The sequence below is a fragment of the Desulfoluna spongiiphila genome (genome assembly GCF_900101345.1).
GTDB lineage: Bacteria > Desulfobacterota > Desulfobacteria > Desulfobacterales > Desulfolunaceae > Desulfoluna > Desulfoluna spongiiphila.
The window spans coordinates 16,852-31,294 of the sequence record NZ_FMUX01000027.1; the positions used below are offsets into that span (position 1 = coordinate 16,852).

At 59.1% G+C, this 14,443-nt stretch carries 10 protein-coding genes; 7 read left to right on the forward strand and 3 right to left on the reverse strand.

Annotated features, from left to right (window positions below):
• The first annotated feature begins 76 nt into the window (after nt 1-76).
• The 7 genes from BLQ12_RS24345 to BLQ12_RS24375 all read left to right on the forward strand — a co-directional run bounded on the left by BLQ12_RS24345 (nt 77) and on the right by BLQ12_RS24375 (nt 10,713).
• Complete coding sequence (locus BLQ12_RS24345; protein ID WP_092215159.1) at nt 77-541, forward strand: hypothetical protein; 465 nt, start codon at nt 77-79, stop codon at nt 539-541.
• Complete coding sequence (locus tag BLQ12_RS24350; RefSeq protein ID WP_092215160.1) at nt 538-2,040, forward strand: two-component system sensor histidine kinase NtrB; 1,503 nt, start codon at nt 538-540, stop codon at nt 2,038-2,040. The genes BLQ12_RS24345 and BLQ12_RS24350 overlap by 4 nt, the downstream gene beginning before the upstream one ends.
• Nucleotides 2,041-2,174: 134 nt before the next feature.
• Nucleotides 2,175-3,581, forward strand: coding sequence for a sigma-54-dependent transcriptional regulator (locus tag BLQ12_RS24355; RefSeq protein ID WP_092215162.1), 1,407 nt, complete (start codon nt 2,175-2,177; stop codon nt 3,579-3,581).
• A gap of 205 nt (nt 3,582-3,786) precedes the next feature.
• A complete protein-coding gene (locus BLQ12_RS24360) occupies nt 3,787-5,088 on the forward strand; it encodes a glycosyltransferase family 2 protein (protein WP_175470050.1) in 1,302 nt (433 codons plus the stop codon).
• 7 nt (nt 5,089-5,095) lie between these two features.
• Nucleotides 5,096-6,526 carry a TackOD1 domain-containing metal-binding protein gene (locus tag BLQ12_RS24365; RefSeq protein WP_092215166.1) on the forward strand — a complete coding sequence of 477 codons (1,431 nt, stop codon included), beginning with the start codon at nt 5,096-5,098 and terminating at the stop codon, nt 6,524-6,526.
• Nucleotides 6,527-6,593: 67 nt separating this feature from the next.
• Nucleotides 6,594-9,512, forward strand: coding sequence for a TolC family protein (locus tag BLQ12_RS24370; protein WP_175470051.1), 2,919 nt, complete (start codon nt 6,594-6,596; stop codon nt 9,510-9,512).
• 1 nt (nt 9,513) lies between these two features.
• A complete protein-coding gene (locus BLQ12_RS24375; protein WP_092215170.1) occupies nt 9,514-10,713 on the forward strand; it encodes an HlyD family secretion protein in 1,200 nt (399 codons plus the stop codon).
• 118 nt (nt 10,714-10,831) lie between these two features.
• Here BLQ12_RS24375 and metW read toward each other — a convergent pair whose 3' ends face one another.
• Genes metW through BLQ12_RS24390 form a run of 3 tightly spaced genes read right to left on the reverse strand, consistent with a single transcriptional unit; the run spans nt 10,832 to nt 13,771 of the window.
• Nucleotides 10,832-11,452 (reverse strand): methionine biosynthesis protein MetW, encoded by a 621-nt coding sequence (gene metW / locus BLQ12_RS24380; RefSeq protein WP_217640398.1) that lies wholly within the window; start codon nt 11,450-11,452, stop codon nt 10,832-10,834.
• Nucleotides 11,442-12,581, reverse strand: a complete 1,140-nt coding sequence (metX, locus tag BLQ12_RS24385; RefSeq protein ID WP_092215172.1) for a homoserine O-acetyltransferase MetX — start codon at nt 12,579-12,581, stop codon at nt 11,442-11,444. Before metX ends, metW begins: the two co-directional genes overlap by 11 nt.
• Nucleotides 12,578-13,771, reverse strand: coding sequence for an ATP-grasp domain-containing protein (locus BLQ12_RS24390; protein WP_092215174.1), 1,194 nt, complete (start codon nt 13,769-13,771; stop codon nt 12,578-12,580). The genes metX and BLQ12_RS24390 overlap by 4 nt, the downstream gene beginning before the upstream one ends.
• Nucleotides 13,772-14,443: the final 672 nt, after the last annotated feature.

Below are 14,443 nucleotides of genomic sequence, written 5' to 3' on the forward strand. Positions count from 1 at the left end.
GAAAGATGGGCACGCTTGGCGCTTTGCCCATCCTACGGGGCTTTCGTTGTGCCGGCGTTGAAAGGACCCCCACACCATGGTACGCATTGTCGTTTTTTTATCCCTTTTTATTTTTCTTGTGGTCTCACCGGCCTACGCCACCCAGGGCCACGGGGGCATCGAGGGGATCCTGGTCCATCAGGCGGCCCATGTGCTTTTTGCCCTGGCCATGGGGTTTCTTGCCTTTCGTATCAAGCGGGATGAGCTGCCGGTCCGTAAAGGGTGGCGCAACGTTCAGTACGCAGCCGTTCTTTTTATTCTGTGGAACGTGGACACGGTGTTTGTCCATTTTGTGGACGAGCAGGTCAAGCTGGTCACGGTGGAGCGCCTTGCCACGGGGCAGCTTCATATCACCTCGCCCGTGCCGGGCCTTGCCGTTATGTATTACATCGCCAAGCTGGACCACCTCCTCTGCGTACCGGCCATTGCCTTTCTCTGGGTGGGACTCGGTCAACTCCTGACCCAGGCGGAAACACGCCGCAAAAAGGGGGACGCGTCATGATTGTCTCCTCCTTTCCCATTTTCATCGTCGATCTCGTCGGCTCCATGCTGATGATCGTGTTTTCCCTTTTCTGTTTCGGGCGCATGGTGCGCCTCACCACCCTTGAAAAGGAGAACATCCTCTGGACCTACCTCCTCTTTGTCTGCGCGGCCCTTTCCATTTTTGCCGTCTCCCGATCCGCAGGGCATATCCTGAAGCAACTGCTGCTGTTTCTCAATTTTACAGGGGTGTGGGGGCATATCCGGCCTTTCAGCGGCTCGGTGAACACCCTGACCTTTATCCTGGTGGCCTCGGTGACGGTCTTTTTCGAGCGGGTCTGGGTGATCAACCGGGCGATTCTAAGGGACAGAAGGGCCCTGCGCCAGGCCCATGAAGAGCTCTCCTGGCTCAACAGGAACCTTGAAAAGCTTGTGGGGGAACGCACCGAAGCGCTGGCCGTCTCCGAGAAGAAGTACCGCAGGATGTTCGAACTCTCCGAGGACATGATCCTGGTCACCACCGGGAAGGGCAACATCCTGGCGTTAAATCCCGCCGGAGGAAAGCGCCTCGACACCGGTGCATCCTTTGGCGATCTGTTTGTGGACGGGGACGAGTTTCACGCCATCATGGAGACCGTCTCCGGGGAAGGGCGCATCGGAAACACCGAAGCGGCTTTGAAGGGCGTCGGGGGCCGATGCTTTCGGGCCCTGGTGAGCGGGGTCACCGTCACCGACATGGACAGCCGGGAGCGGAACGTTTTGTTCATGGTCCGGGACGTGGAGGAGACCCTCACCATGCGGGAGCAGATGGCCACCACCGAGAAGCTGGCCGCCGTGGGCGAACTTTCGGCAGGCGTGGCCCACGAGGTGAACAATCCCCTGGGCATTATCTTGGGCTACACCCAGCTTCTCAAGCGCAGCGCCGAAGACGAGAGCAGCCTCAAAGAGGACCTCTCCGTCATTGAAAAGCATGTCATCGGATGCAAGAAGGTGGTGGAGTCCCTCCTCAACTTTGCCCGGAGCGGCCCCTCGGAAAAACAAGCCTGCCATCTGCACCCCATCATCGAAGAGGTCCTGGCCTTTACCCGGCACCAGGCTGAAATGGACGGCATCCAGGTGATCACCGAGCTGGGCCCGGACCTGCCGGAGATCCACGCCGACGCCGAAAAGATCAAGCAGGTGCTCATCAACCTGATCATCAACGCCGTCCACGCCATCGACGGCCAGGGCGAAATCCATGTCACCACCGGGTCCGAAGGGCCTGAGACCGTTTTTGTCACCGTTGCCGACACCGGCTCCGGCATGGACGCAGAGACCCGCTCCCGGATTTTCGATCCCTTCTTTACCACCAAACCCACGGGCACGGGCACCGGCCTGGGCCTCTCGGTGAGCTACGGCATCGTCAAGAACCACGGTGGCGAGATCGATGTGATCAGCACACCGGGCAAGGGGACTGCGTTTACGGTTCATTTGCCGACGGTGGGGGGTGAAGGAAAATCAGGCCATAGGGAAAATAGGTAAATGGTGAACAGGGCGTGAGGTTTTTATGTTTTTTGATTGACCCGGGGGCCGCGTTCAGCTAAACGCCCTTAGCCCTTAGCCCTTAGCCCTTAGCCCTTAGCCCTTAGCCCTTAGCCCTTTTTCGGAGAAAAACAGTGACACATCGCATCTTAATCGTAGACGACGAAATTGACATGCTGCGGCTTCTCAAGCGGAGCCTGGAGCCGGACCTGGGCTGCCGGGTGGAGACCGCCTCATCCGGTGAGGAGGCCTTTGCCATGATCCAGGCGCAGCGGTTTGATCTGGTGCTGTCGGACATGAAGATGCCCGGCATGGGCGGGGCGGAGCTGCTGCGGCAGATCAAGGAGCTCAAGCAGGGCATCGCGGTGATCATGATGACGGCCTACGGTTCCATCGATTCAGCGGTGGAGGCCATCCGTGCCGGGGCCTATGATTTCATCGCCAAGCCCTTTGATCACGACACCCTGGTGTTCCGGCTGAGAAAGGCCCTGGAGCGAAACCGGCTCATCAGCGAGAACATCCGCCTGCACAAGGCCTTTCGCGAGAAGGAGACCTTTCACAACATCGTGGGCAGCTCCCCCGCCATGCTCAAGGTGTTCGAGATCATCCGCATGGTGGCCCGCACCGACATGACCGTGCTTGTCACCGGAGAATCCGGCACGGGCAAGGAGCTTACCTGCCGGGCCATCCATGCCCAGAGCGAGCGCCGCAACGGCCCGTTCATCACCGTCAATTGCCCCACGGTGCCCGAGCAGATCCTGGAGAGCGAGCTCTTCGGCTACAAAAAGGGAGCCTTTACCCAGGCGTCTTCGGATCGCCAGGGGCTATTCCAGGCGGCCGACGGGGGCACGCTTTTTTTAGATGAGATCGGAGAGATCAGCCCGGCCATTCAGTCCAAGCTGCTCCGGGTGATCCAGGAAAAAGAGGTAAAACCCTTGGGGGGGACGAAGTCCGTCCCCGTGGACGTGCGGATTATCGCCGCCACCAACAAGGACCTGGTGAAAGCCATCGAAGAGGGCGAGTTCCGCCAGGATCTCTACTACCGCCTGAACGTTCTTCCCTTGCGGCTTCCGCCTTTGCGGGAGCGGCGAGAAGACATCCCGGCCCTGGTGAGTCATTTTATCCATAAGCACGCCGACACCATGGGGCGAGATCCTCTGCCCGTCTCGGATAAGCTCATGGCCCTTTTGATGGAGCTGCCTCTGACGGGTAACATCAGGGAGCTGGAGAGCCTCGTAATGAAAGGTCTTCTTTTTGCCACCGGGGAGATGATGGAACCCGAGGACCTTCGGGAGGTCCTTGCTGCGGCACCCGCCGTTTCCCCTGGGGGCGCTCAGGTGCCGGACCTGACAGCGTTTTCTTACAAGGAGGCCAAGGAGCAATGCCTTAAAGAGTTCAACGACGCCTATGTGGGCGCGCTCCTGGACAAGACATCCGGCAACGTTGCCCGGGCGGCCCGTTTGTGCGGCATGGAGCGCCAGGCCCTCCAGCAGGTGATGAAACGTTACGGTATCGACCCCGAGCCATATCGCCACAAATGATTATTCCTTTATAAGGTGCGAAAAACCGACCTGTATGCTATGATGAACACATCTCCAGGAAAAAATGTTTTGGTCTCAAAGATGGTTGCGATTTAAAAATCCGTCGCATTGATGTGTGAACAAGGGTTGGTATTGCATTGAATGATTTTGGTGGGTTGTCTGTTTTGGGAGCTCAAGGTGTCATATGACGGATCTCCTGAATCACATGTTGTTTGCACTGGTCGACTTTCGTCACCTCATCGAAGGCCAGTTTGCCACCCGGGCGTTGTGGGAGTGGATTCTCTTTTTCATGCCCGTCTTTATCTTCGGGGAGTTTCCCCGGTATATTTTTCCTGCCGTATTTCTCCTTATTGCCAAAGTAGCCGATCGCCTGCCCCATGACGAGCGTGAAAAAACAACCTTCTTTGCCACAACTCCTTCGGTGAGCGTCCTGCTTGTGGGCTACAACGAAGAGGCCAGCGTGGCCAACGCCATCCGTTCTCTCCTTGAGCTCGAATACCCCAACCTCGAAATCATCGTCATCGATGATAATTCGGAAGACCGCATGTATGAGGAGGCCAGGCCCTTTGCAGACAGAGGGCAGGTCAAACTCTATCGCAACAGCGCGGCCACCGGTCGTTCGGGGCGCCCCACCGCATCGAACATGGCCTTGTGCCTCTCCTCCGGCGATTACATTGTCTCCGTGGACGCAGACACCTCCTTTGACCGGGACATGCTCTTTCATATGATCGGTCCCTTTTACGACCCCAAGGTAGGGGCCGTGGCGGGCAACATCAAGGTGAGAAATCTTGGGGTGTCTGTCTGGACCCGGCTGCAGGCCGTGGAGTACGCCCTGTCCATTACCATATGGAAGCAGTGGCTGGGTCTCCTGGGCATGGGCATGCAGGTAAGCGGGGCCTTCGGGGCCTTCCGGCGGGAGGCCCTGCTCTCCTTCGGGGCCTGGGATCCGGAGCTGGCCGAGGACGCGGACCTGACCCTGAAGATCAAGAAGGTGGGCTGGAAGATTGTTTTTGAACCGGCGGCCATTGCCATGACCAACGCCCCGGAAACGTGGCGGGTGCTGAGGGGACAGCGGTTCCGGTGGGACAAGGGGGGCTTTCGGACCTACTTTCGCAAGCACGCCGACATCCTGAAGTTCTGGCAGTACGACTGGCGCAACGCCTTTGAGATTTCCATGGAGTTTTTTTTCACGGTGTTCCTGACCTTTGTCTATGCGCTCTATCTGGTGCTGATGCTCTGGTATTATCCGAGGCTTCTCATTTTTGTCTGGTGCCTGGCCTATCTTATTTACGTGGGGGTCACTCTCTTCTGTTTTTCCATCTCCCTTGTCTTCAGCGAGCGCCGCAGCCAGGAACTGGCCCTGCTCCCCACGGTGTTTCTGTTTCCAGGGTACAAAGCGTTGTTCAGGTGGGTGAGGTTCGGGGCGCTGATGCTTGAATTCTTCAGGATTAACTACCAGGAAGGCTATCTACCGGAGTCTGCATGGCGTAATACAAAGAAATGGTGAGGTGTGAATGAAAAAAGTGTTTAACGTGGTCATTGTCGGGGCCAGGGAAGAAGAGTACAGGAATCTTAAAACCAGCCTGGAATCCGCCCGGTTCGAGACGTCTCTCGCCATTTCCAGGGCCGAAGTTACGTCTATGCAACGCCTCTCCGGGCAGACGGACCTCATGATCTACTGCCAGGAAGAGGAGGAGGCAGCCCAGTGCCATGTGCCGGTGTTCGTGAACAAAACCATTTTTGTGACCTCCTGTTATGAAAAGGGCATTCTCCTTGAAGCGTTTAAAAAAGGGGCCGCCTATGTCCTGTTTCGCCCCCTGTACCGGGCAGAGCTCTTGCCCGCCATCCGCAATGTCCTGTTCTTCTCGAAAAAATACCGGGAGGCAAATCTGTCCGATGCCTCGGTCCTCTCCTTTTTGAAGGATGTGGCGGAAAGCGGGGTCACCGTCATTGAGCCCGTCTCTTCTCCCTTCAAGCCCACAGGCCACTTTTACCCGGATGTCCTTAAGATCACCGGAGAGCTGGAGAACGAAGAGGCCCACCTGGATGCCCTGGCGGACAGGGGCTTTTTCACCAAACAGCTGAGGAACCGGGTTCGCCTCTGCGAGATGTGCGAGTCCTACCAGATCAACTACCGAGAGGTGTGCCCGGCATGCTCCTCCATCGACATCGTCAAGGGGCAGATGGTCCACCATTTTCCCTGCGGCCATGTGGACTCCCTGGAGACCTTCCGGCAAGGTGCGGACCTTGTCTGTCCCAAGTGCGAAGAGACCCTGCGCCACATCGGCATCGATTACGAAAAGCCCACGGACTATTTCAAGTGTGCCCAGTGCCAGACCATCGTCCCGGAGCCGGTGGTGGAGCTTGAATGCCTGGTATGCGGCCTTGTCTGCCGACCCGATGAAACCGTGGAAAAGAACATCTACTCCTATGAGATGACGCCCCACGCCTGGGAGGCCGTGCGTAGCGGGGTCATAAAGGGGGTGGATTTAGGCGCCCTTCTCTACGATCACCACACCAACCTCTACAACAAACAATACTTCGAGCTTGAGTTGAAGCGGGAGCTGATCCGCACGAAGCGATACCACGCCCCCTTTACCCTGATCCTGGCCCGCATCGAGAAGATTGAGGAGATCCAGAAGAATCACCCGGATCGAGTCGCCTGGTATGTCAACAACCTCTTCAGGGCCCTGAGCCAGGGCTTGAGGGAGCTGGATACCACCTGCGTCTGGGATGCCCAGACCCTGGGGCTGATTCTGGCGGAAACCGATTTCGACGGGGCCCTCGTGGTCGTGAACCGAATTCACGATGCCATTCAGAAGCTGGAATACCTGTTTGACATCTGTCGCCCCGAGGTCTCCTTCAGTGTGGTCCAGGGGGACGCGTCCCATCTGACGGTGGATGACCTGGTCTCCCGGGCCATGGCGGATTTTGCAGATGGTTAGGCGACGGATGGCGGGTGTGGTCCCGTGGATAGGGTGCCTCGTGATGGTGTGTTGCCTGGGGTGCGGCATGCACAATCGTCAGGCCGTGGAGCAGGAGGCCGATATGGCGCTGGTGCGTGAGCTGACGGCCCCGGTCTTTTTTGGCCAGCAGCAGCTGTTCGCTGCCCTGGGGACCACGGATCACGAGCTTGTTGTGTTTGAGGTGACCGGCCAGACGGTGAAGCGAATCCCGGAGCCGGGAACCGCTCCCCGCGTCCGGTCCGAAGCGCGGGTGGTGTTTTTCAGGATCCCCGATGACTGCGGGGAGGGGTGGTCGCTCTATCATTTCGATTCCCGATCCTTTCAGTTGAGAGCCCTTCCGGAGATCAAGGCCCCCGAGGCAGGGGACGAGTCGGAATCCTCGGATTCGTTTGTGGTGTTCAAAGCCCTGTCCCGCACCGGGCGATGGCTGCCCGGCGAGCAGGATCTGGCCCTTGTGCGGCTTCGCTTTGAGGTGGACGACGAAGGGGAGATCCGTTTTGCAGGCAAAAAGAAAGTCCGGGACATTCCCGGAGAGCCCGTGCTGCCCGTCCACCTGCGGGGGGCAGGCAGGGCCTTTTTCCTGAGCCGGGACAACGAGGGCGGCTCTACCCTCATGTCCGTGGACGAGGCCGGTGAGGACCTGTCCACCCACCTTGAAGAAGGGGCCGGCACCATCAGCCGCATTTATTCCGATGACGGGAGCACCCTGGTCTTTGAATCGGACAAGCCCGGCTACCAGGCCCTCTACAGGCTGGACCCCGTTACCGGAGAGGTGGCGGATTACCGCCGTATTGAGGCAGAAACCGGGGAGCAGAGCCGCTATATCCTGCGCAGCCGTTATGTGGATGGCACCGCCTCCCCGGTGGTGGTCCGGGTCCCGGAGACCCTCGGGGTCCGGGAAGTCGCCGCCCTTGTGACGGCACAGAACCCGGAGGTGAGCCTGAAGCGGGCAGAGCTGGCCGCTTCCCTTGTGGAGGTGGGCATTGCCACCCTGCCCAATTACCCCTCTTTCTACTTTGAGCTGGGCACGGTGTCCCAGGCCGGGCTCTTCAACGACCAGACCAGCTTCTTTTCCCAGACCCTCATCGACGGGCTCCTCGGGCTGTTTCAACCCCTGCTCGATATCCGGCGAAACAGGGAACTCTGGCGGGCAGCCCAGCTGACGGCTGAGGCGGCCCGGAGCCGCCTGGACAACGAGGTTAACGAACGGGTGGCCGAGGCGGTGAAGCTCTGCTTTGAGGTGGCCTACCTTGACGAACTGGAGTCCGTGCAGGACGCGCTTCTGGGGGTGTACGAACAGCGCCAGGCCTATTACGAGACCCTGGAATCCGTGGGGGACTCCCTGGGGCTGCAGCGCATGGCGGCCGAGAAAATCCTGGTGGCGGCCAGCTCGGAGCAGGCGCACACACGGCGCCGACGAGCATTTTTGATGAACCGCCTCAAGCAGCTATGCGGGCTTGCCCGGGAGGTTCGTATCTCTTTGGCCCCAGACGCCTTTCACCTGAGTGAGGCGGATTTTGGAGAGGGCTCGGTGCTGAGGGAGCTGGCGGTCTTGAACCATCCCCAGGTACGTGCCGTTAACGCCGAGTTGAAAAAGGCGCGGTTCCTGGAGTCGGCCGGGCCTGAAGTCCGGGGGATCCTCAATGTGGCGGCGGAGTACGAGTACACCGGCAAGAGCACCTCCAGTGCGGTGACCGATGTCATCAACCTGACCTTCAGCGGCGGCATCTCCACGGCCCACGGCAAGGCCGCCAGGCTCCACACTGCGTACTGGCGTCATGTGAAGGACGCCCTGGGGATTGAGCTGGGCCTTGTGGCGGGAAGGGTTCGGCAGGGCCTTGATGAGGCCCTCATGGATTTTAAGGCCTCACAGGACGACAGCCGGGCCAAGGCATGGGATGCCCGGTATGCCTTGGAAAAAGTACGGGTGGCAAGGCTCTACGCGGCCATTGACACCGCAGGGGATGCCGACACCTACGATCCCCTGGCGGTGGTCACCGCCGAGCAGGAGTACTTGAGCACCGTGGTCAGGACGGCCCGGGTGAAACGGGACCTGGGTATCCGGTACGTAAACGTCTGGCGTGAGACCGGCCGTTCAAGGCTCCTGGCCGACAACCTGTGGGCCTATTCCGACCTGAGGGTGGAGGGGCGGACAGCCTCTGTCTGGCTGTGGGAAACCCGGGCCGCCATGGACACAGAGGAGAGCCGGGATGCCTTTGTGGCCACGGCAAGAGAGGCCGGGGTCAACAGGGTCTATGCGTACCTGTATTCCGATTCCCGCCTCCTTACGGAGATGATGGACCGGGAGCGGTTCATCCTCTTCTTGAATGCGTGTGCACGGGAAAACATCGAGGTGTGGGCGCTGCTGGGAGAGCCCGAGTGGCTGACGGGACCTGACGGGATGATCGAGTTGACCCGTGGAGTGGACCGCATCAACGCCTTTAACGCCTCCAGAAGTGGGTTTGAACCGAAGATTTCCGGAATAAAGATCGACCTGGAGCCCCACTCCGTGCCGGGGTGGGAGACAGATTCCGCACGCCGGGAAGAGCTCAACGTCTCCTTCCTCCGGCTCCTGAAGAGGGCTCGGAGCCGCATGGCAGAAGACATGCCCCTGTGGGCGGACGGTCCGGTGAAGTGGTTTACCCAGGAGGTGCACAGGCCCCTGATGCGTCAGGTGGCGCGTCTTACCGACGGCATCACGGTGATGGCCTACTTCAACGCACCTGAAACCACAAGCCGGGTGGTGGCCAAGGTCTTTGACGAGGCGGCCGGGCCCCTGGAGGTCGGCCTGGAGTTTTCCGGCAAAGCTCCGCCTTCGGATACCCTGTATCCCCTGGACAGAGACGGGTGGGCCCTGGTTGAACAGGACTTGTCGCGTCAATGGATGGAAAACCCCGGGTATCGAGGGCTCTCGTTCCACGACTACTCGGCGCTGAAGCTGATTTTTGAAAGGGGCACGGACTAAGATGAAGATTACATTCAGACAAGGGGGCACATCCCAGACACCGGTCTCACCTGCCCAGCCCGAGATGCGGGACCACAAGCGCAGGAAGGCCCCTGTGCGCAAGGTGGTGCTGATCGTGTTGTGTGTGGCGGCACTGGTGGGGGGCGGCATCATGCTCTACAAACGAAACATCCTGTATACCTACGGCATGGTTTCAGGCGGGGTGGTGGAGGTGACGGCCGATGTGCCCACGGAGATCCAGGCAATCTTTGTGGCCAAGGGGGACATCGTCAAAAAAGGGGACGTGCTGTTTACCCAGTACTCCGTGGAGGGGGAGAGCCGGATCAGGCGGGCGGAGGCGGCCCTGGAATCCAAACTCTCCACATTTGATCTCATCTCCGGGGATTCGGGGGAGGAGCGGGACTACGCCGCCCCCCTGCAAAAGAAGCTCATGTTCCTTGACCTGGAGCAGCAGGGCAACGCCCTTGCCCGTGAGCGAATGCTCTCCGAGGCCCGCTTTGAATCACGCCGTTTGAAGACCCTGTATGAAGCCAAGAAAGAGCGCCACGAAAACCTGGAAAAACTCTACCGGCTGGATGCCACCACCCTGCGCCAGGTGCGGGCGGCGGAAACCGAGAAAGACCTTCGTTACCACGAGTATGTCCTGGCCCGTGACCACTACAACCACGTGGTTGAAGCCAACCGCATCGCCGAGGCCGAGGCTGAAAAAAGTTACCGTGCCCGTGAATCCACCCTGAACCGAAGCGCCATCAAAGACGATTCCGATGTGGACGGGCTCCTTTCGGAGATCGAAAGGGCACGGGCGTACCGTGATCATTTGCGCCAGAAATACGGCTCCGGGGGTTTCAGGGCCCCCTTTGATGCCATCATCACCGAGGTGAACGTCTCGCCCGGTGTCATGGCCCACAACGGCGAACCGATTATGTCCTGTGCCTCCCTTAACGGCTTGTGGGTGGATGTTTACGTGGCCCCCGATAAAGCCGGGCTGTTCACCGAAGACAAGGAAATTTTTCTGTATATCGAGGGACAAAAGCGATCCATCCCCGGAACCCTCACGGCCAGGGGCAGGGTTGAACTCCCGGTGCCGGATCTCTTGCGGGTGAAGCTGCCCAAGCTGGTGAGCGCGGTCTATTTTCATGTGGCCGTTGAAAACGACGACAACATGCACCCCGGCAATATCGTGCGGGTGGTGGTGAAGTAGGGCGACGCTTCGGGGAGGGGGATATTTCAGGCTTTTTATAAAACGCCGCACTCCTGTGCGGCGTTTTTGCGTGTATGGGGGGCTGCCGTATTGGCGTGGGGCGCTCCGGGGCCCCTTGTCAGGCTTTTCGAATAAGAAACAGGCCGTAGGTAGCCCTTAGGTTCGGCAACACCCGGATGGTCTTGCCATGGCGGTCCGCTGAAGAGGTTTTGATGGCCATTTCGTTGATGATCTCAAAACCGGCCTCCCGGGCAAGGTGCGTGAAATCGCGCAGGGAGAGGACGCGGATGTTGGGCGTGTCGTACCAGGCGTAGGGCAGGACCTCGGTTTTTGGGGCATGGCCGGAAAAGAGAAATTGCGTGCGCACCTTCCAGTGGCTGAAGTTGGGAAAACTCACCACCGCGGTTTTGCCGATGCGCATGATCTCTTTAAGGAGCGTGACGGGGTCAAAGGTTTGCTGGATGGTCTGGCTCAGCACCACGCAGTCGAAGGAGGCATCCGGGTAATCATCAAGCTCGGTGTTGATGTCCCCTTGTATGACCGAGAGGCCCTTTTCGATGCATGCCGACACCTTGGATTCGGCGATCTCGATGCCGGTCTCGGTTACGCCCTTGGTGTGTTTCAGGAAATGGAGCAGCTCCCCTTCTCCGCACCCCAGCCCCAGCACCCTCGATCCCGAAGGAATCCAGGACGCGATGATCTGAAGGTCGTAGCGTATGGGATGATGATCAGTCGTCATGGTGCACCCCCTTTAAAAATCCGCGGATCATGCGGGACAACCTTTCGTTGGGCAGGAGAAAGGCGTCATGGCCTGCTGTTGATTCCAACTCGCAGAAGCTGACGTCGCTGCCCCTTTTCTTCAGGGCTTTGACGATGGCCTTGGACTGGTAGGTCGGGTAGAGCCAGTCCGAGCTGAAGGAGACAATGAGGCATTTGGCCCTGGGCCCTGGGGCCGGGGCAGACAACTGGGCCTCAAGGTCGAAGTAATCCGCCGCCTTGGTGATGTAAAGAAGGGTGTTGGCGTCGAACCGCTCCACAAACCGTGCGCCCTGGTAGTGAAGGTAGCTCTCCACCTTGAAGGGGGCCTCGAACTCCGAGGCGTGGGTGTCGGGGTCCTGGAGGCGCCGTCCGAACTTGGCGTGCATGGCCTCGTCCGAGAGGTAAGTGATGTGTCCCACCATGCGGGCAAGGGAAAGCCCTGTGTCGGGGCTGGGCCCTTCATAGTAAGACCCGTTGTTCCAGTTCGGGTCGTTCATGATGGCCTGGCGGGCCACCTCGTTGAAGGAGATGGAAAGGGCCGAATGGCGCAAGGTGGTGGCAAGGGCCACGGCCGAGTGCATCATCTCCGGGTAGGCCTGGCACCACTGGAGTACCTGCATGCCCCCCACGGAGCCGCCGATGACCGAGACAAGTTTTTCGATCCCCAGATGATCCAGGAGGCGCTTCTGGGCGTTTACCATGTCCGCGATGGTGACGACCTCAAAGTCCAGGCCGTAGGCTTTGCCTGTCTCAGGGTTCACGGATGAGGGACCGGTGGAGCCCATGCAGCCCCCCAGGACGTTGGAGCAGATGACAAAGTACTTTGTGGTGTCGATGCCTTTGCCCGGCCCCACCATGGACTCCCACCAGCCGGGCTTGCGGTCCGTGACGTCGTAATACCCCGCCGCATGGGAGTCTCCGGTGAGGGCGTGGGTGAGGAGAATGGCGTTGTCCCTCTTTTCGTTCAGCCGTCCGTAGGTTTCGTAGGCAAGGGTCACAGGGCCGATGCTCTGGCCTGCTTCCAGGGGCAGCGCATCGTCTCCGTCACCGAAGGTAAAGAACTGCTTCTCGACAAGGCCTACGGAGTTGGGAAAAAGATCGGTTTTCATCGCGTCCTTCGGTGGGCAGGGGTAAGGGCATTATCGACCACAAAGGCCTCGGGATCCAACGTCAGCAGGGTATCGAGTTCGTGCTCGGTCTCTTTGGAGACGCTGAAAAAGAGAAACGCATACATGGGAAAGGTCCGGTAATCCATTTTGCGCATGCACAGGACGGAGGTGATCTCCTTGCCCAGTTTGTCATAATCAAACACCTGATCGTCCCGAAGGGGCGTGGGGCGCTCGATGACCGCCATGGCAAAGGTGTCGGTTCCGGCCTTTTCAAGCACCGCGTCCCAGTCGGGTTTTTTCTTTTTGGCAAAACAGTCATAGACGTTGATGCCGTACGCGTAGGAGGCGATGTCCGTGGAGCACCAGCCTGCAAAGCGCAGGGGGTTCACCTCAATGGGGCGGATGCGGTCGCTGTCATCAATGCGGATTTCGGTGTGGACGGGAAGCCCCCGGAAGTCCCCGAGCTCTGCCAGGTCCGCGAGAAAGCCTTCGATGGAGGCAAGGCGGGAGGCGATGATCTCGGCGGAGGTGATGTAGAGCCGGTCGCTCATGTCCTGGTCGCCGTTGAACCGGTGTTTGAGGATGTTGAGCACCACCGGCCTGTTGTCATCATCGAAATAGGCGTCCACCGCGTATTCGTCCCCTTCGATGATGGACTCCACGATGAAAAAGGCGCTGCTGATCACCTCTTCGGGAAAGGCGTGTGCCGTCTCCTTTGTCTCCTCCAAAAGCTGGGCCCGGACCGATTCCCACTCCTCGGCGGTGTTCACCCTGTGGACCCCGGCGCTGATGAAGCCCACCATGGGCTTGATGATAAACGGGGCGCCCACGCGGTCAAAGGTAAAGGACGCAATGTCGGCTGCCGCGATTTTGAAAAAGGACACGTCGGGAAACAGGGCCGCTGTCTTTTCCCGGAATTTGAACTTGTTTTTGAAGAGGTCGATCTTGAGGGCCAGCTCCGAGTCCGCCCCGAAGGTCTTGACGATCCAGGCGATGGCGTTTTCACTGTTGCTGTACAGCCAGCGGAAGTTATCGCGCTCAAGTTGCTCCACGGCTTCGGCGTCGGAGATGTGGTTGGCCGTTTCAGAGACGCACTTCAGGGCAAATTCGTTTTCCAGAAGAGGAGCCTGGGATTCGATGAGGTAGTTCTCGGCCACATCGGAGATGTAGGGTTGATCAAAGATAAACATGCACTGTTCCCAACTAATTAAAGATGCTTTTCGTTTTATGTGTCCGTTTCGACGAAATAACCCCGGAACGAGGGCCTGGCATAACGCGGAGGCCCCGGTAACCCTGAAAACCTAAGGTCCCTGACCATGGTGCACAGAGTGCACCCTACGGGCTGTGGGCCATTTGGCGCGTTGACAAACGGAATTGGCGCCCTTTTTGGCATGAACACCGTCATGCCGGGTTTTGCAGGGTGCACTCCGTGCACCGGAATGAGACCCTTCCATAACGCGGATGCCTCGGTAACCCCGACACCTTCGGTTTGCGACCATGGTGCACAGAGTGCACCCTACGGGCCGAGGGCCATTTGGCACGGTGACAAACAGAATCGGCGCTCTTTTTGGCATCAACACCGTAATGCCAGGGTTTGTAGGGTGCACTCCGTGCACCGAAATGAGAGCCTTCCATAACGCGGATGCCCCGGTAACCCCGACACCTTCGGTTCCCGACCATGGTGCACAGAGTGCACCGGACGGGCTGTGGGCCATTAGGCCCGGTGACAAACGGAATTGGCGTCCTTTTTGGCATGAACGCCGTCATGCCGGGTTTTGTAGGGTGCACTCCGTGCACCGAAACGAGGGCCTGCCATAACGCGGAGGCCTTGGTAACCCTGAAAGCCATCGGTTCCCGACCAT

Coding starts and splice junctions, on each gene's coding strand:
- BLQ12_RS24345 (WP_092215159.1), top strand. CDS start 77: ATGGTACGCATTGTCGTTTTTTTATCCCTTTTTATTTTTCTTGTGGTC.
- BLQ12_RS24350 (WP_092215160.1), top strand. CDS start 538: ATGATTGTCTCCTCCTTTCCCATTTTCATCGTCGATCTCGTCGGCTCC.
- BLQ12_RS24360 (WP_175470050.1), top strand. CDS start 3,787: ATGTTGTTTGCACTGGTCGACTTTCGTCACCTCATCGAAGGCCAGTTT.
- BLQ12_RS24365 (WP_092215166.1), top strand. CDS start 5,096: ATGAAAAAAGTGTTTAACGTGGTCATTGTCGGGGCCAGGGAAGAAGAG.
- BLQ12_RS24370 (WP_175470051.1), top strand. CDS start 6,594: ATGCACAATCGTCAGGCCGTGGAGCAGGAGGCCGATATGGCGCTGGTG.
- BLQ12_RS24375 (WP_092215170.1), top strand. CDS start 9,514: ATGAAGATTACATTCAGACAAGGGGGCACATCCCAGACACCGGTCTCA.
- metW (WP_217640398.1), bottom strand. CDS start 11,452: ATGACGACTGATCATCATCCCATACGCTACGACCTTCAGATCATCGCG.
- metX (WP_092215172.1), bottom strand. CDS start 12,581: ATGAAAACCGATCTTTTTCCCAACTCCGTAGGCCTTGTCGAGAAGCAG.
- BLQ12_RS24390 (WP_092215174.1), bottom strand. CDS start 13,771: ATGTTTATCTTTGATCAACCCTACATCTCCGATGTGGCCGAGAACTAC.